Origin of the sequence: Hymenobacter sp. DG25A (assembly GCF_001280305.1) — a bacterium.
Classification (GTDB): Bacteria; Bacteroidota; Bacteroidia; order Cytophagales; family Hymenobacteraceae; genus Hymenobacter.
This window is the reverse complement of record NZ_CP012623.1, coordinates 1,435,528-1,452,796: the sequence shown is the minus strand read 5'-3', so window position 1 is coordinate 1,452,796 and position 17,269 is coordinate 1,435,528. Positions and strand designations below refer to the sequence as shown.

Genomic DNA, 17,269 nt, shown 5'->3' with positions numbered 1-17,269 from the left:
AAACAGGAGGCAGCCGGATTTACATTTCGACTCCCAACCAGCCAAACATAGATAGGTAGCCCCCCACCAACAAAGGAAACAGCAGGTTGGCGACTAACCTGGCTGATGCGGGAAGGTTCGGCCGCTGATCTAGCCGGGCAAGCAAAAGCAGATAGGCTGGAATAAGGCCAAAAAATAAAAAAGCATGGATGAAGCCCTGGCCCGCTGAGTCGTGGGTGCCCCCTCCATATAGTTTCACGCCCGCATCATGGCCACAGATGAGCACGGCCGAGAGCAGGGAAGTAAGCCAAGGCGAGGCGTATGGTCCGGCTGCGAGCAATAGCCACATAGTTCCTATCACTACTAACGGAGTAAGCAGTATTTCAAGCGGAGCACAGTAGTAGCCCAGCAATACGTTGCCAATGACAAGAACTAAACAAAGAGCAGTAGCACCGATAAGTTTCATAAAAGAGCATTCATCGAAGGTTGAAATGATGCTCCAAAAGTCAGGTATGCCCCCGCCATTCCGCTTGATATATGTCAAGAACGGTATTTAGGTACTGCGGCGGGCCCGCAGGCGGCTGAGGGTTTCCGGAGTGAGGCCCAAATGGGAAGCCAGCAGCTTGAGCGGCACCTGCTGAAATATGCCGGGGAAATCAGCCAGTAGCTTTTCATACCGCTCGGTGGCGGAATACATGCGTAGATGCAGGGCCCGCTGCTCACTGAGTACATAATACTTCTCCGTGAGCGTGCGGCCGATAAAATTAAACTCCGGAAACTCCCGGTAAAGCCGCTGCAAGTGCTCATAGCTTAAAGACCAGAGCCTGCATTCCGATAGTGCCTGCAAGTACTCGTGCGAGGGCTGCCGCGCAAAAAAGCTGTGGATGGAAATCACGAAGTCGCCTTCCTGCATAAACCAGGCGGTAACCTCTTTGCCATCTTTTAAATGAAAGCCCCGTACCAGGCCTTGCTCCAGAAAATAGAGGCGGTTGGCCGTTTGCCCCGGCTGCAACAGATACTCGCGGGCACCTACATCTTCCCGCTTTACCTGCTGCCCCAGCGCTGTCCGTAAGGGGGCTGATAGGGGTTGTATGGCCTCACATATAGAAAGAAAAGCTTCCATTGCCGGCAAGTTAACCGGCAAATTATTGAAACAGCAAAGCCGCCCCAATAGGAGCGGCTTTGCTGTTTATAAGGAAGCTTAGAGAAACTAATATGCCTTGGCCTGCCACTCCGTGAGGGCAATGCGCATGGTGGGCTGCTGCGACTTGAAGGTGTTGTCGTCTTTGTCGCCGAGCTTGAGGGCTTTGCGTGCGTATACAATGGCCGTGCTGTAATCATCCTTGGAAGCCAGCAAGCGGGCTTTCAGCCAGTTGTTGAGGTAAGTGTCGTTGAGGCGGATGGACTCGTTGATGTAGCGCAGCGCCAGCTCGGCCTGAATGTTATTCTGAATCAGATACTCGGCGGCCTGGGCAAGTAGCTGCCAGTTGTGCGGCTGTTTGGCCAGCGTTTGCTCAATGCCCGCCAGCGCCTGGGCGTGCACGTCGGTGGTGATGTAGACTGAGCCGGTTAGCTTTTCCCAGCTCAGGTTCAGGCGGGCCGTGCCGTTTTTCGCATCGGAAAACCAGTAAAGCAGCGTTTCGCGGAAGGGCGAGGCCTCCGGCACAATGGGGATGCGGACCAGGTCATCTTTCTCGTCGTAGCCCTCAGCGCCCCAGTGCGTGGTTACCCGGTTCAGCACAAACTGCCAGTCCTGGTCAGAAACGGGCAATACATACAGGGAATAGCTCCCGGTAGGTACCGCTTGCCCATTGATGCGCACCGGCGCCGAAAACTTAACCACCGTATTTTCATTGGCTCCCGCCCGCCATATCTGATTGTAGGGCACCAACTGCCCCCACACGGTGCGGCCTTTCACCCCGGGGGCATGATAGTCAACGGTAATATCCGTCAGGCCAATGGTTTGTTGTACCAGAGCGTGGGGGCTGACCTGGGGCAGGGGCAGCTGCACGGCGGGCTTGCTGGCCTGCTGCGCTTGCGCGTCGGGAGCCACAACCCCCATAGCTACCATAAAACCAACACATCCGGCCAGAACAGTATGAAAAGTGCTATGCATACTCAAGAACTAAATACTATGTAAACGTTTCGGTTGCTACCCGAAACAATAGTGCCATTTATAGAGTTTGGGGAGAATAAAGCATTTCAAAGGTCAGATTTTTGAAGATTTTTTCAAGAAAAAGATTTTATCTGGCTCTTCTACCGTAGTATTGCACCACCAAAGCCTACTCCATGCCGCTCGCCGCGCCTTTTATTTGCTCCATCAGCCCCCTTGCTGCCGCCCCTGCGGCCGCCGGCTGGCTGCGCGCGGCGCACCATCATCTGCATGGCCACCATTCCTCTTTCTAGAGGAATGAACGAATCATATTGACCCGTTGGGCGAACCGCTTCAGGTTCCCCGGCCCCCGAAACAGGTGGCCCCGGCAAGCTGTTGCCGTATTCCAACGAAAGGGTCCTGCTCCCCGTTTCTTTTCAAACTCTTCGATTGGCAGGCAGGCATCCGGCATGAGCCAGAACCTTCTTACCGATCATCCTTTTTAATTCAACGATATGCTCCGTCTGGCCATCCAGAAATCGGGCCGCCTCAGCGAAGACTCCCTGAATCTGATTCGGGAGTGCGGCATCAGCTTCCTCACCTCGTCCTACAAGCTCAAGACCGAAGCCACCAACTTTCCCCTCGAAATCCTGTATCTGCGCGACGACGATATTCCCGGCTACGTGAAGGATGGCGTGGCCGATCTGGGCATTGTGGGGCAGAACGTACTGGTAGAAGCCGGTTTTCCGGAGCTCGAAATAGAAGGCCTGGGCTTTAGCAAATGCCGCCTGAGCCTGGCCGTTCCCCGCGCCGCCGCTTACGACTCGGTGCAGGATCTGCAGGGCCGGAGCATCGCCACCTCATATCCTCTGATTCTGGGCAGCTACCTGGCCGAGCGGGGCGTGAAAGCCGACCTGCACACCATCAGCGGCTCCGTGGAAATTGCCCCCAGCATTGGGCTGGCCGAGGCTATTTGTGATATTGTGAGCAGTGGCTCTACGCTGCTGGGCAATGGGCTGCGCGAGGTAGAAACGGTGTTTCGCTCGGAGGCGGTGCTGATTGCCAACCAAAGCCTGAACGCGGAGAAAAAGGAATTGCTGGAGCAGTTGCTGTTTCGCATGCAGGCCGTGCGCCGCGCCCGTCGCAACAAGTACATTCTGCTGAATGCCCCGGTTGCTTCCCTGGAAGCTGTGAAGCAGCTGTTGCCCGGTATTAAGTCGCCCACGGTTACGCCGCTGGCTGAAGAAGGCTGGGTGTCGGTGCAGTCGGTGGTGAATGAGGACGACTTCTGGCACATCACGGGCCAGCTGAAAGCGGTGGGTGCCGAAGGCATTCTGGTGCTCCCCATTGAAAAGATGATTGCCTAAATCGAGGATTGGGTTTCGCTGTTCTATCCTGTAAGGGCCGGTGCTAACCCGCCGGTCCTGCAGTTATCCTGCAGCAGAACCCAATCAATAGTCCGTAGCAACCAACCCATGCAGATTTTTCAATATCCCAGCCAGGCCGAGTGGGGCGCGTTGCAGCTACGCGCCGCCCAGCAGCAGGCCCAGGACGTGGAGCAGCGCGTGCAGCAAATCTTTACCGACGTCCGCCAACGTGGCGACGCGGCCCTGCTGGAATACGCCCAACAGTTTGATGGCGCAGAGCTGACCAATGGTTTGCGGGTCAGCCCGGAAGAGCTGGCCGCCGCGGCCGCCCAGGTGCCCGCTGATTTACAAACTGCCATTCGCCTTGCCCATGCCAACATTCTGCGCTTCCACCAGGCCCAGGTGCCCCAAGAAGAGCGGGTAGAAACCATGCCGGGCGTGCTATGCTGGCGCCGGGCGGTGCCGGTGCAGCGGGTAGGCCTGTATATTCCGGGCGGTACGGCGCCTCTTTTTAGCACCTTGCTTATGCTGGGCGTGCCCGCCCGCCTGGCCGCGTGTCCGGAAATTGTGCTGTGCACGCCGCCCCAGCGGGATGGATCTGTGAACCCCATTATCCTGTTCACGGCTCAGCTGCTGGGTATATCCACTATAGTAAAAGCCGGCGGAGCCCAGGCCATTGCCGCTTTAAGCGGGGGCACGGAGTCGGTGCCCGCCGTTGATAAGATTTTTGGCCCCGGAAACCGCTACGTTACGGCAGCCAAACAGCTGGCAACCCGCTACGGCGTGGCTATTGATATGCCGGCCGGCCCTTCAGAAGTTTTGGTTATTGCCGATGAGTCGGCTAACCCCGCCTTCGTGGCGGCTGATTTGCTGAGTCAAGCTGAGCACGGCCCAGACTCGCAGGTGATTCTGCTCTCTGACTCCATGACGGTGCTGGAGGGAACGAAGGCCGAAGTGGCGCGCCAGCTGCGCGAGCTGCCTCGGGCCGATGTGGCCGCCCAGGCGCTGGCCGAAAGCCGCGCTATTTTGCTCCGCACACCGGAGGAAATGCTGTACTTCTCCAATCAGTATGCGCCTGAGCATTTGATCCTGGCTGTGCGCAACCCCGAGCAGCTGGCCGAAGGAGTGACCAGTGCGGGTTCCGTATTCCTTGGGCATCTCACTCCGGAAGCGGCCGGCGACTACGCCTCCGGTACTAATCACACCCTGCCTACCAACGGCTACGCCCGAAACTACAGTGGCGTGTCGCTGGATTCCTTCTTCAAGAAAATTACCTTCCAGCGGCTCACGGCCGAAGGCCTGCTGAATGTAGGGCCCGTTGTAGAAACCATGGCGGAAGCCGAAGGCCTGCGGGCCCACGCCCGGGCCATTACGTTACGGCTGGAAGCGTTGGCCGCCGGCGAAGTCAATAATTAAAGCGTCATGAACGCCCCATCCTCAACCTTTGTGATGTTCAACCTAGATAGCTTGGTGCGGCCCAATATCCGGACCATGAAGCCTTACTCTTCAGCTCGCGACGAATTTCAGGGAGAAGCGCATGTGATGCTCGATGCCAACGAGAACAGCCTGGGCAGCGCTGGCCCCGAGCGGTTCAACCGCTACCCAGATCCAATGCAGCGCGCCGTAAAGGCCGAGCTGGCCCTGCTGAAAGGCGTGCGCCCCGAGCAGATTTTCCTGGGTAACGGCTCTGATGAAGCCATTGACTTGCTGGTTCGCCTCACGTGCACGCCCGGGCAGGACAGCATCCTGATCCTGCCACCTACTTATGGCATGTATGAGGTTGCCGCCAATTTGAACGATGTTCGCATTGAGCGCCTGCCGCTCACGGCCGACTTTCAGCTTTCCGCCGAAACGGTGGCCGGCGTGCTGGCTTCTGAAGCCAAGCTGGTATTCCTGTGCTCCCCCAATAACCCCACCGGTAACCTTCTTCATGCCAATGCCATAGAGGAAATACTGCGCGGCTTCCGTGGTCTGGTAGTAGTAGACGAAGCCTACGCCGATTTCGCCGCTGCTCCCAGCTGGACCTCCCACCTGGATGAGTTTCCGAATCTGGTGGTGCTGCAGACGTTTTCCAAAGCCTGGGGCTTGGCGGGTCTGCGCCTGGGTATGGCATTCGCCTCACCGGAGGTCATTGGTTATCTAAATAAAATCAAGCCTCCTTATAATGTATCGGAGGCCACGCAGCAGCATGCGCTGCAAGCCCTGCGCGATGCGGCCCGTTTTGAGCAGATGCGCCGGGAGCTGCTAATAGGCCGCGACTGGCTCCAGGAGCGTTTGCCGGCGGTGGATATCGTAGAGCAGGTTTTTCCTTCCGATGCCAATTTCCTGCTGGTGCGTTTCCGCCCCGATGCTACCGCCGTGTATGATTTTCTGCTGGGCCGCGGCATTGTAGTGCGCAACCGCACCACGCAGCCCGGCTGTGCCGGCACGCTCCGCCTGACTGTAGGAACCCCCGAAGAAAACAAGCAGTTGCTGCAGGCACTGCAGGAGTATAAGTAAATCAAAACGCCGGTTGTGCGGCGTTTGCCAAAGCTTATCTGCCGATTTGTTGCATTCATCTTGACAACATCTTCGAGCAAAAGATTTAACCTAGCGCAACGCCTGAACACGGAGTTATAAATCAAATCATGAAAAAAGTACTCTTCATTGACCGCGACGGGACTATTCTCATCGAGCCGCCGACGGATTTTCAAGTGGATTCCCTGAGTCGGGAAAAATTTCAATTTGTACCCGGCGCCATTACGGGGCTGGCACGCATTGCCCGGGAGCTGGACTATGAGCTGGTGCTGGTAAGCAACCAGGATGGCCTGGGCACCGACAGCTTCCCTGAACATACCTTTTGGCCTGCCCACCAGATGATGCTGGATATTCTGCGCTCCGAAGGCGTAGAGTTTGCCCGGGAGCACATTGACCGGAGCTTCCCGCATGAGAACCTGCCTACGCGTAAGCCCGGCATTGGCATGCTGGAAGAATACATGGGCGATGCCAGCCAATATGACCTGCCGCATTCGTTCGTCATCGGCGACCGGCTGACGGATGTGGAGCTGGCCGAGAACCTGGGGTGCCAGTCTATCCTGATGCGGCCGGAAGGGGAGGGCGACGAGCGTGCTGCCCTTACGACTACCAGCTGGGAAAAAATATACCAGTTCCTGCGGCTGCCCGCCCGCACCGCCGTGGTGCAGCGTGATACCAACGAAACCAAAATCAGCATCGAGCTGAATCTGGATGGTAGCGGCCGACCAGAGATGCACACCGGCCTGGGTTTCTTCGACCACATGCTGGATCAGCTCAGCAAACACTCCGGCGTGGATATGAAAATCACGGTGCAGGGCGACCTTCACATTGATGAGCACCACACCATAGAAGACACCGCCATTGCCCTGGGCGAAGCCTTCACCCAGGCCCTGGGGGATAAGCGTGGTCTGGCTCGTTATGGTTTTCTATTACCTATGGATGATGTACTGGCGCAAGCGGCTATTGATTTCTCCGGCCGTCCTTGGATAGTATGGGACGCCGAGTTTAAGCGGGAGAAAATAGGGGATATGCCAACGGAAATGTTTTACCATTTCTTCAAGAGCTTCTCTGATGCGGCCCGCTGCAACCTCAACATAAAAGCCGAAGGACAAAACGAGCACCATAAGATTGAAGCCATTTTCAAAGCCGTGGCTAAGTCTATTAAGATGGCGCTGGTGCGTGATGCCGGCCGTATGGAAATCCCCAGCACGAAGGGTATTTTATAGGTTATTCATTTGTATAAACATTTGGGTAATGTAGATATGTAGCTGTCTTTCAACTTCTTAAATTGATTTCATTGTCATCAATGATTAAAGGCGAAAAGCACATTGTCCTTGATATTACCCAAATGTTTATCGACTGGTTTTTGAGTGCTTTACCCTGTATTTTAACAAATGGAAATAGCGGTAATTGATTACAAAGGCGGCAATGTGCAGTCGGTGTTGTTTGCGCTGGAGCGCCTGGGGGTACAAGCTATGCTGACCGCTGACCATGAGGTAATCCGAGGAGCAGATAAAGTATTGTTCCCCGGTGAGGGCGAAGCGGCCTCGGCTATGCGGGAGCTGCGGGCCCAGGGTCTGGATGAATTCCTGCCCACCCTGACGCAGCCTTTCCTGGGGATTTGCCTGGGCATGCAGCTGCTGGGGCGCCATACCCAAGAAGGCGGCGGTACCGACATGCTCGGCATTCTTCCTTTCGATGTAGTGCGCTTTGAAGGTTCGCCGGACTACAAGGTGCCCCACATGGGTTGGAACACGCTGCAAGCCCTCCGCAGTCCGCTGTTTGATGGCCTGCAGCAGGAAGACCATGTTTACTTCGTGCATAGCTACTATGCACCCGTAGGCGACTACACCATTGCCCAGACGGAATACCCCACCGCTGCGTTCAGTGCCGCTGTGCAGCACCGCAACTTCTACGCGGTGCAATTCCACACGGAAAAGAGTGGTTCGGTGGGCACCCGCATTCTGGAGAACTTTCTGAAACTCTAACAGCCTCTGTGGCACCGCTGCCCGGAAGACGGGAAATGGAGCCCGGCCAGCTTATTGCCTTTGACAACTTCTATGGAAATCATTCCAGCTATTGACCTCATAAACGGCCAGTGCGTGCGCCTGACGGAGGGAGACTTCGCGCAGCAAACCACCTATGATGCCGACCCCGTAGCCGTAGCCCAGCGCTTTGAGCAGCACGGCGTAAAGCGCCTGCACCTGGTAGACCTGGATGGTGCCCGCGCCAAGCAGCCCGTAAACCTGCCGGTGCTGGAACGCATTGCCCGCCACACCAACCTGGTGATTGACTTTGGGGGCGGACTGCAGAGCGAGGAGGCCGTGCGGCAGGCTTTCGATGCAGGGGCCCGGCAGATAACCGCCGGCAGCATTGCCGTACGGGAACCGGAAACGGTGAGCGGCTGGCTGCGCACCTTCGGGGCGGATAGCATCATTATAGGAGCCGACTTCCGCGACAACTACATTTCCATTAACGCCTGGGCCGAGCAGAGCGAGCGGACGCTGCGGGAATTCGTAGAGAATTATCTGACGGTGGGCGCCACCACTTTTATCTGTACCGATGTAAGCAAGGACGGTAAGCTGCTGGGCCCTTCGCTCGGCACGTACCAGTTGCTGCGGGAACAAGTGCCCGCGGCCAGGCTGGTGGCCAGTGGTGGCGTTACCACCATTGCCGATGTGGAAGCCCTGGCTGCCGTTGGCATGCACGGCGCTATCATTGGCAAGGCCATCTACGAGGGCACCATCACCCTGCAGGAATTACAGCCGTGGCTATAGCCCGAGTCTACTATCAGTATCAGGCCTCTAAACATCAGAAGAGGCCCGAAACGCTTCAAGCACTAGCAGCATGCTGACCAAACGAATCATTCCCTGCCTGGATATAAAAGATGGCCGCACCGTAAAAGGCGTGCGTTTTGAGGGCCTGCGCGATGCCGGCGACCCGGTGGCGCTGGCATCGCGCTATGCCCGCGAAGGCGCCGACGAGCTGGTATTCCTCGATATTACAGCTACCAACCAAAAGCGCGCCACGCTGATAGCGCTGGTGCGTGATGTGGCCCGCGAGCTGGATATTCCATTCACCGTAGGTGGCGGCATTGGCACCGTGGCGGATGTAGAGGTACTGCTGATGAACGGAGCCGATAAGGTAAGCATCAATTCGGCCGCTCTGGCGCGCCCGGAGCTGATTGATGAGCTGGCAGCCCGCTTCGGAAGCCAGTGCATTGTGGTGGCCGCCGATACGCGCTATAACGATGCCGCCGGCTGGCAGGTCTACACCCGGGCCGGCACCAACAACACCGGCCGCGATGCCGTGCAATGGTGCCGCGAAGCCGCCGACCGGGGCGCCGGCGAAATTCTGCTGACCTCCATGAGCAACGACGGCACCAAGGATGGATTTGCCCTGGATATTACCGGTGCCGTAAGCCGGGCTGTGTCGGTGCCGGTGGTGGCGTCCGGCGGGGCGGGCTCCAAGCAGGACTTCACCAACGTATTCCTGCAGGCCCACGCCGATGCCGGACTGGCCGCTAGTATTTTCCACTTCGGGGAAATTGGTATCCGGGAATTGAAGGAGCACCTGCGCCAGGATGGTATTCCCGTCCGGCTGTAGGATCAGAACAATAGGCCCATGACTCATAAAGAACGTGTCATGCTGAGCTTGTCGAAGCATCTCTACCGGTTCGTTGAGGCTTATCACACGAAACTGGATACTTCGGGTATGCTCAGCAGGATGACCGTTTTCATTCATTAACTACCCACCATGGACTTTGCTAAAATGCCCGATGGGCTTATTCCCGTTATCGTGCAGGATGCCCACACCGGGCAGGTGCTGATGCTGGGCTATCAGAATGAGGAAGCGCAGCGCGTAACCCAGGAAACCGGCCGCGTAACGTTCTATTCCCGCTCCAAACAACGCCTCTGGACCAAGGGCGAAACCTCGGGTAACTACCTCACCGTGGTCAGCCAGCACCCCGACTGTGACCAGGATGCGCTGCTTATCCGGGCCATTCCCGATGGGCCAACCTGCCACCGCGGCACCACCAGCTGCTTTGAGCAACTGGATCAGACGGCTTACCCGGCGCCGGCAGTGAGCTTTATTGCCGAGCTGGAACGGCTGGTGCAGCGCCGGCAGCAGTTTCCGGAGGAAGACTCGAAGTCATACACGGCTTCACTGTTCCGGAAGGGAATGCCCAAAATTGCACAGAAAGTGGGAGAGGAGGCCGTAGAAACAGTTATTGATGCTGTAGCGGGCAACGTGGAAGGGCTGAAAGGCGAAGCGGCTGATCTGCTGTATCATTTGCTGGTATTGCTTACTGCCTCGGGGTTATCCTTGGAAGATGTGGTGGCCGTGCTGCGGCAGCGCCATTCCACTATTTCCGGGGGCGTGCGCCGGGAAGAATAGCCGCGGAAGGCTGTTCCAGCTTCAATAAGCAGCCTGCGCCGCCAAAACCTGCTTACCTTGCTCGCCGTTTCATCGTTTTATTATGCCCAACCACGCCTCCGCTTACCTGACCCTGCAAACCCTGACCGTTCTGGTTCCCGTGTACAACGAAGAAGAGAGCCTGCAGCAGTTTGTGGTGGAGATGAATAAGTTTCTGGAAAAAACGCCGGTAGCTACCACCGTCCTGTTTGTGAATGATGGCTCTACGGACAACTCCCTGCCCATTCTGCGCGACATCTGCCGGCATGATTCCCGCTACGAATACATATCCCTGAGCCAGAACCGGGGCCTGAGCACGGCCATTAAAGCCGGGGTAGACCATTGCCGCACCACGCTCATCGGCTACATCGACTCCGATATCCAGACCTCGCCCATGGACTTCCTGAAGTTCTTCGCGTTCTTCCCGGAGTATGATATGGTAAACGGCATCCGGGCCAAGCGGCAGGATACCGTGGTGAAGAAGCTTTCCTCCAAGGTGGCCAACACGGTGCGCCGGACCCTCATCAACGACGGCATACAGGATACGGGCTGCCCGCTCAAGATTATGAAGATGGAGTATGCCCGCCGGCTTCCCCTTTTTCATGGCATGCACCGCTTTCTGGGGGCTTTGGTGCAGCTGCAGGGCGGCCGCGTAAAGCAGATTCCGGTGCAGCACTTCCCGCGCTTTGCCGGCACGGCCAAGTACAACCTCTGGAACCGCGCCTGGAAGCCCCTGGTTGATACTTTTGGCTTCCGCTGGATACGCTCCCGCTGGAAAAACTACGAAATTGGCGAGCATCACCGCGCAGAAACCACGGGGCGCTAATTCAGCCGGAAACTATGACCACACAGACCGTAGCGCTGGGCATTGGACTGGTTTCGCAGCTCTTGTTTTCCAGCCGTATTGTGCTGCAATGGATACAGAGCGAGCGGGCCAAGCGGGTGCTGGTGCCCACGCTGTTCTGGCAGATCAGCCTGATATCATCGTTTCTGATGATAGTATACGGCATTCTGCGCCACGACCCTATTATCCTGGCGGCACAAATCATCAGCTACGGTATATACATCCGCAACCTACAGCTGCTGGGCGAGTGGCGCAAGCTGAACCCCTGGTTTCGGGCGGGGGCGTATGTGTTTCCGGTGGCTATGCTGGCCTGGTTTGTAGCCGGTAATCAGCACTTCAGTCTGCGTACCATGCTGGATAACCGTATTCCCGGCGGGGTGCTGCTGTTGGGGGCTATTGGGCAAACCATTTTCCTGCTACGCTTTGTGTATCAGTGGCTGTACTCGGAGCGCAAGGGCGAATCGACGCTGCCGTTGAGTTTCTGGGTAATTAGCCTGCTGGGCTCCGCGCTCATTCTGGTTTATGCGCTGCTGCGCCAGGATGTGGTGCTTATCATTGGCAATGTGTTCGGCACGGTGGTGTATGCCCGCAATATTGTGCTGCTGCGCCGTGAGCAGGCCCGCCTGCAGCAGCAACCCGAAACGTCCGTGGTTTAGCCGGGGTTAATTCTTACATACAACATCAAAAAGGCCTGGCAGATACAGTCTGCCAGGCCTTTTTTGTAGGGCTTTGGTTCGTTATTCCTCCTGCTGATCCATCCACTGCACGAAGTCCCTCAGGCCGTCCTGCAGGGTAGTTTGGGGGGAGTAGCCCAGCAGTTGTTTGGCTTTGGAGATATCGGCGTAGGTCACGTCTACGTCGCCGGCCTGCATGGGCTGGAACTCCAGCTGCGGCTCGCAGCCCACGGCTTCGCCTACGGCCTGAATCAGCTCCAGCAGGGCTACCGGCCGATGGTTGCCCAGGTTGATGGTTTCATACACGCCGGAATGGCTCAGCAGGTAGTCAACCCCGCGGGCAATGCCATCCACGGTATCCAGCACAAAGGTGTAGTCGCGGGCCGTGCTGCCGTCGCCGAATACCGGAATGGCTTCCCCGGCCCGCAGGCGGCGCACAAACTTATGAATGGCCAGATCGGGGCGCTGGCGGGGGCCATACACCGTGAAAAACCGGGCATTGAGCACATCAAGCCCGTAGAGGTGGTGGTAGGTATAGGTCAGCTGCTCGCCGGAAAGCTTGGAGGCCGCGTAGGGCGAAATGCAGGTGGCCTGCAGGTTCATATCCTCCCGGAAGGGCAGCTCCCGGGTGTTGCCGTATACCGATGAGGAGGAAGCAAAGAACAGCTTCTGAATGTCGCGCAGGCGCATCCATTCCAGCAGGTGGGTGGTCCCGATGACGTTATTCTGCAGATAGGCGGCCGGCTCTTTCACGGAAGGCCCCACGCCGGCCTTGGCGGCCAGGTGCACTACTATTTCAATTGGGTCGGCGGGCAGGGCGTCCACCAAGGCATCGATGCCATCCTGCAGGTCGGCTTCATGAAAGCTGAACCTTTCCTGGGTAAGCAGGTTGGCCATGTTAGCCTGCTTAATGGCCCGCGGGTAAAATGGGTCGAAGTTGTCCAGACCCACCACGCGGTGGCCCTGCTGTAGTAGCCTGTCACAAAGGTGGGAGCCAATAAAACCCGCACAACCCGTAACCAGAATAGACGCCATATGCACAATAGAATAGGAGAGAGCCACTGGTCAGAAACCCGGCAGGCTGGCAAAGGTAATCTGAATTTGATACCCTGAGCGGCCTTTCTGCGTAGCTTGTCGATCTATGAAACAACCTATCCGCCAGGTGCTCCTGCTATGTGGGGCCTGGCTGCTGCTTACCGTCGCCAATGCCCAGTCGGTGGCCATGGCACCGGTAGCTGCCGTGCCGCTGCGCCAGTTACAGGTGCTGGGCCATGCCGGCTCAGGCTTTTTAACGCCCATCAACCCCTTTAATGCCTTGCCGCCCAGCAGCCTGCGCGGTATTGAGCGGGCTTTGGAGCGGGGGGCTGATGGGGTAGAAATTGATATTCAGCTCAGTCAGGACAGTGTGCCGATGCTCTATCATAACACGGAGCTGGCCACGCTCACCAATGCCCGGGAAGGCTGCATCAGCACCCGTTCGGCCGCTTTTATCACCAGCCTGAGCTATCGGGCCGGCTGGCCCTACGATTGGTTCCAGCAGGAGCGTCCCCAACGCCTGGATACCCTATTGGCCCGCCTGATCAAACGCCCCACGTTCCCTTATCTGCACCTGGATCTGCACGAAGAAGATGCCTGTACCGGTTATGGTGATGGTGGTCGTTCCCTGGCCCTGGTACGGGCGCTGGCAACGCTGTTTAACCAGTATCAGGTGCCGGCGGAGCGGGTACTGATTCTGACCAACCAGCCCGCCACCCTACAGTATATTCAACAGCAAATGCCTTTGGTAGCCCGGGGCCTGGAAGTAACGCAGGATTTTGCGGCCGGGCTGCAGCAGGCCCGGTCTGCCGGGGTACAGGTGGTGGTGATGTCCAAGTACGTAGCTACCCCGGAGCGTAGTGCCCGGGTGCATAGCACCGGAATGAAAGTCGTTATCTTCGGAGGCCGCTCACCCCGGGCTATTCGCCGGTTGTTACGCTGCCAGCCCGATGCCATAGAAGTAGATAACCTGCGGCAACTGCTTCGGATGCGAAGCAAAGCATTGGGAGCGTAAGGCTCTTAACAAAGTGTCTTTCACAGGTCTTTCGGGCCATTTCAGGCGATTAGAGCGCATGCGAATTCCGTTTATTCAGTCGGGGCGGGGGCAGTTGTTGATGGTGTTGGTGGCGTGTTTCTTCTACTTCTTCCTGCATTTGGGTGTGCAGGAGGTGGGGCTGATGGAAAGCCGAAACTTTGTGGCTGCCCGGGAAATGGCCGCGGGAGGTTCCTGGCTGCTGCCTACTATGAACGGAGAGCTGCGTCTGGCTAAACCGCCCTTACCCACCTGGGCCGTGGCTGGTATGATGCGCCTGATCAACTATCCGCAGCATGATCAGCTTTTCTGGCTGCGCCTGCCGGCGGCTATTATGTCCACGCTGCTCGTGCTGTTTTTCTGGGGCCTGTTGCGGGAGTTAACCCGGGCTTGCCCTGGCGAAGCAGAAGAATCGGGCCGCACAGCCTGGCTGGGGGCCCTGGTGCTGGCCAGCAGCCTGCTGATGATTACCGTAGGGCGCGATGCGCAGTGGGACATCTTCTCCCATAGCTTCATGATGGGCTCTCTATGGCTGCTGGCAAGGGCCAGCCGAACCGCTGACCGGGGTGTGCTCTGGTGCGCTGCGGGCCTGCTGTTGGGTTTATCTATCCTAAGTAAAGGTCCGGTGGCGCTGTACGGCGTGTGGCTGCCTTTTCTTATCTGCTTTTATCAACCCCGCCTGTGGGGGGCGGCTGGCCGGCTGCGGCAGGAGTGGAGAGGCCTTCTTTTTCTGGTTCTGGTAGCGTTGGTAGTGGGTGCTGCCTGGCCCTGGTATGTGTGGCAGCATGTGGCGCCCACTGCACTCACCGTGGCCCGTACGGAAGTATCATCGTGGCAAGGGCGCCATGTGCAGCCGTTTTGGTACTACTTCAACTTCCCCGTGTTTACCGGGGTGTGGGCCCTGGTAGCATTGGCGGCTCTGGCAGTGCCTTATGCCCGGCACCGTGCGGCCAGGTATGTGCCCTATGCCCTGGGTTTTGTCTGGTTGCTGGTTTCCTTCGTGCTGCTCAGTGCCGTGCCGGAGAAAAAGGAGCGCTATATGCTTCCCTTGATATTTCCCCTGGTCATGCTTCTGACGGGCTTGCTGCGGGCCTGGGAAACCGCCGCTCAGGAACAACGCCTGACCCGCAATGATAACCGGTTATTGTGGGCCTGGGCCATCATAGTTACGGTAGTAGGAGTAGGCCTGGCCGGGGCTATGGCGGTAATCGGGCTACCCGGGTTTGGGTTCGGAACCCCGCGGTTCTGGGCCGTTCTGGTCCTGGGTTGCCTGCTTAGCTATAGTATTTTCAAAGGGATGGGTACCCAACAGTCGCCCAGGCCGCTTCGGTTGGTACTTGCTTCGTTCGTTCTGATGGCGGCCGGTATGGCTATTCTGATGCCTGCCTATCCTTTGTGGGAAAACCGCAAAGCGGATGCCGGCCTCCGACGTATGGCGGATATCCGGCACGACGCTCGTTGGAAACCCTATCCATGGCGCAGCCTCAGCGAAATACAAATCAAGCAGGTATGGGCCGCGAGTAAATCCATCCCGCTTTTGAATGGGCAGGAGCAGTCCCTGCCACAAACTCCTTTTCTGCTTTTTTCATCAGCGCCGGTTAGTGAAAAAGAAATCGGTTTGAAAACCGACATGTTTGATGTACAGGTAGTTGATAGTTTCTTTTTGGGGAAGGACCGGAGGTTTGGTCAGTGGTATGTCGAGTTGATTAAACATGCAGATTGAATATAAAAACCTGACAACCAGATGCAAAAAGAAAAGGCCATCCGGAGCATCTAAGCAGTTCCGAATGGCCTTTTCTTTTGCGGGGGCTTACCGGCTTACCTGGCGCCGGATTTTTTCAAGCAGGCTATTCACGATAAGCAGGTCATCAGCATCCTGAATGCTTAACTCCGTATGGATTCCAGGCCCGGAAATAAGGATTCGGAATCCGGAATCTATGGTTGGGGAAGGCAGGGGCGGTGCTACCACTTTTGCATTTGTAAAAACGGATGTGCTTGGTTCCACCGGCGCGGTTGGAGTAATCGGAGCTTCCCGGGCCGGCGCCTGATATTCATCAATGGGCTTGGGCACATTTTCCGGAGTTGAGGAACTCCGCTCCAGGGGAGGCGCTACGGAGTGTATATCGAGGTCGTCGGTATCTAAGCCGAACAACTGCGAAATGGCATCACCTCCGGCAATGTGTTGAGGTACAAAGGAAGGTTGTTCTTTATTGCCTGATGGAGAACTGTTGATAAGGGATACCGGAGAGGTATAAGACAGAGCAGGAGATGATATACCGGTAGACGACTGAGTAGTACTTTCTGCCTTAAACAGGTTCATGGGCATTTCCCCTGCCGATAACTCCCGTCGTGGGCCTTGCTGGGCGGCCAGCTGGTCGATATCGGCCACAACGTTTCGCTCATCGAGGATATCAACCATACGGGCACCATCCAGGAAAGCCTTTGCTACGCCCTGGGCATTGATTTCCTCTACATTGAATTCCCGGATAAGCATTACATCCAGCATATGTACTGGCAATTCCCGGTTCCGGAACTTGCGGCATATCTGCGTGAAGAGCGGTGGATGCAAGAAAGCTTCCCGATGATAGATTTTCTCTTCCCGCTTATCATAGGCGTGCTTAATTCGGCGGAAGAGATTAGTAGTAGTCAGTATCTCCCGCTTACTGGTAAGCAGACCAAATTTAACGGCCGAACCAATAATAGCTTTAAAGGAGCCACTAACCTTACGATTAAGCTTACGAGCAGCCATTTCAATGGCACACTTACCACCAGTGTCATCTACAATCTCAGCAACTTCCCAAGAACTATCATAAGAAGTACGGGGATAATCAATGGTTTTTGGCATGAGGCAAAGTGGAAGAATAAAGAGAGATACAAGAATAGTAAAAAGAAACAGTATATGAAAGTAGTATTAAGTATAAAACAGTATAGAATAGTATAACTATTTATTACTTTTTTATGCTATTATACACTTAATTTTACTAAACTATAGATTATCAATACATATATTATTAATATATACCATACTAACATAGGGGCCAGGCGGCAAGGGCGGGGAAGGAGAGGAGGGCGGCTAATAAGGCTATAAAGGCCTAGGCAGCGCTACATAAAAGGCGAGGCCTTCATCTAAGGTAGATGAAGATTAGCGTACAGCCTACCTCGTTTATAGCATGTTTTTCATGAAGTGGGATAACAATCAACAAACTGCATCACTTCCCAAGTCGTGGTTACTTAACATAACTAGTGGCTAAGTAAGCGGAGAAGCGCAAGGAGGAGAGACACCTGGTTTTAATCTTTATCACCAGTATTACTACA

17 protein-coding genes are annotated in these 17,269 nt (G+C 56.3%); 12 read left to right on the top strand and 5 right to left on the bottom strand.

Features of this window, described 5'->3' with window-relative positions; all coding sequences use genetic code 11:
- Window positions 1-19: 19 nt before the first annotated feature.
- From AM218_RS06270 to AM218_RS06260, 3 genes are all read right to left on the bottom strand, one after another.
- On the bottom strand, window positions 20-445 hold the full coding sequence (locus AM218_RS06270) for a hypothetical protein (RefSeq protein WP_157547545.1): 426 nt from the start codon (window positions 443-445) through the stop codon (window positions 20-22).
- Window positions 446-532: 87 nt separating this feature from the next.
- Window positions 533-1,102, bottom strand: a complete 570-nt coding sequence (locus tag AM218_RS06265; RefSeq protein WP_054412877.1) for a Crp/Fnr family transcriptional regulator — start codon at window positions 1,100-1,102, stop codon at window positions 533-535.
- Between the two features lie 87 nt (window positions 1,103-1,189).
- Entirely contained in the window at window positions 1,190-2,032 is an 843-nt protein-coding gene (locus AM218_RS06260) for a DUF2911 domain-containing protein (RefSeq protein ID WP_197274025.1), read from the bottom strand.
- A gap of 554 nt (window positions 2,033-2,586) precedes the next feature.
- On the opposite strand from AM218_RS06260, the gene hisG reads away from it, so the two are divergent.
- The 10 genes from hisG to AM218_RS06210 all read left to right on the top strand — a co-directional run bounded on the left by hisG (window position 2,587) and on the right by AM218_RS06210 (window position 11,868).
- The gene (hisG, locus tag AM218_RS06255) at window positions 2,587-3,438 is read left to right on the top strand and encodes an ATP phosphoribosyltransferase (protein ID WP_054412872.1); all 852 of its coding nucleotides are present in this window, start codon (window positions 2,587-2,589) and stop codon (window positions 3,436-3,438) included.
- Between the two features lie 108 nt (window positions 3,439-3,546).
- The gene (gene hisD, locus AM218_RS06250) at window positions 3,547-4,854 is read left to right on the top strand and encodes a histidinol dehydrogenase (protein ID WP_054412869.1); all 1,308 of its coding nucleotides are present in this window, start codon (window positions 3,547-3,549) and stop codon (window positions 4,852-4,854) included.
- A gap of 6 nt (window positions 4,855-4,860) precedes the next feature.
- Entirely contained in the window at window positions 4,861-5,937 is a 1,077-nt protein-coding gene (gene hisC, locus AM218_RS06245) for a histidinol-phosphate transaminase (RefSeq protein WP_316937432.1), read from the top strand.
- 128 nt (window positions 5,938-6,065) lie between these two features.
- Entirely contained in the window at window positions 6,066-7,178 is a 1,113-nt protein-coding gene (gene hisB / locus AM218_RS06240) for a bifunctional histidinol-phosphatase/imidazoleglycerol-phosphate dehydratase HisB (RefSeq protein WP_054412867.1), read from the top strand.
- Window positions 7,179-7,346: 168 nt separating this feature from the next.
- Window positions 7,347-7,940 (top strand): imidazole glycerol phosphate synthase subunit HisH, encoded by a 594-nt coding sequence (gene hisH / locus AM218_RS06235; protein ID WP_054412865.1) that lies wholly within the window; start codon window positions 7,347-7,349, stop codon window positions 7,938-7,940.
- A 72-nt stretch (window positions 7,941-8,012) separates the two neighbouring features.
- Complete coding sequence (gene hisA / locus AM218_RS06230; RefSeq protein WP_054412863.1) at window positions 8,013-8,729, top strand: 1-(5-phosphoribosyl)-5-[(5-phosphoribosylamino)methylideneamino]imidazole-4-carboxamide isomerase; 717 nt, start codon at window positions 8,013-8,015, stop codon at window positions 8,727-8,729.
- Window positions 8,730-8,799: 70 nt separating this feature from the next.
- Window positions 8,800-9,558: an imidazole glycerol phosphate synthase subunit HisF gene (hisF, locus tag AM218_RS06225; protein ID WP_054412861.1), complete on the top strand. Its 759-nt coding sequence runs from the start codon at window positions 8,800-8,802 to the stop codon at window positions 9,556-9,558.
- Between the two features lie 150 nt (window positions 9,559-9,708).
- Window positions 9,709-10,350 carry a bifunctional phosphoribosyl-AMP cyclohydrolase/phosphoribosyl-ATP diphosphatase HisIE gene (gene hisIE / locus AM218_RS06220; protein ID WP_054412859.1) on the top strand — a complete coding sequence of 214 codons (642 nt, stop codon included), beginning with the start codon at window positions 9,709-9,711 and terminating at the stop codon, window positions 10,348-10,350.
- An 82-nt stretch (window positions 10,351-10,432) separates the two neighbouring features.
- Window positions 10,433-11,194 (top strand): glycosyltransferase, encoded by a 762-nt coding sequence (locus AM218_RS06215; RefSeq protein ID WP_054412857.1) that lies wholly within the window; start codon window positions 10,433-10,435, stop codon window positions 11,192-11,194.
- Between the two features lie 14 nt (window positions 11,195-11,208).
- Window positions 11,209-11,868 (top strand): lipid-A-disaccharide synthase N-terminal domain-containing protein, encoded by a 660-nt coding sequence (locus AM218_RS06210; RefSeq protein ID WP_044513618.1) that lies wholly within the window; start codon window positions 11,209-11,211, stop codon window positions 11,866-11,868.
- An 81-nt stretch (window positions 11,869-11,949) separates the two neighbouring features.
- Here AM218_RS06210 and AM218_RS06205 read toward each other — a convergent pair whose 3' ends face one another.
- On the bottom strand, window positions 11,950-12,921 hold the full coding sequence (locus tag AM218_RS06205; protein WP_054412855.1) for a GDP-mannose 4,6-dehydratase: 972 nt from the start codon (window positions 12,919-12,921) through the stop codon (window positions 11,950-11,952).
- Window positions 12,922-13,027: 106 nt separating this feature from the next.
- On the opposite strand from AM218_RS06205, the gene AM218_RS06200 reads away from it, so the two are divergent.
- Together AM218_RS06200 and AM218_RS06195 are read left to right on the top strand one after the other, a co-directional pair.
- Window positions 13,028-13,936 carry a glycerophosphodiester phosphodiesterase gene (locus AM218_RS06200; protein WP_054412853.1) on the top strand — a complete coding sequence of 303 codons (909 nt, stop codon included), beginning with the start codon at window positions 13,028-13,030 and terminating at the stop codon, window positions 13,934-13,936.
- Between the two features lie 58 nt (window positions 13,937-13,994).
- Window positions 13,995-15,677, top strand: a complete 1,683-nt coding sequence (locus tag AM218_RS06195; protein ID WP_082318093.1) for an ArnT family glycosyltransferase — start codon at window positions 13,995-13,997, stop codon at window positions 15,675-15,677.
- A gap of 87 nt (window positions 15,678-15,764) precedes the next feature.
- On the opposite strand, the gene AM218_RS06190 is transcribed toward AM218_RS06195, so the two are convergent.
- Entirely contained in the window at window positions 15,765-16,799 is a 1,035-nt protein-coding gene (locus AM218_RS06190) for a hypothetical protein (RefSeq protein ID WP_157547544.1), read from the bottom strand.
- Window positions 16,800-17,269: the final 470 nt, after the last annotated feature.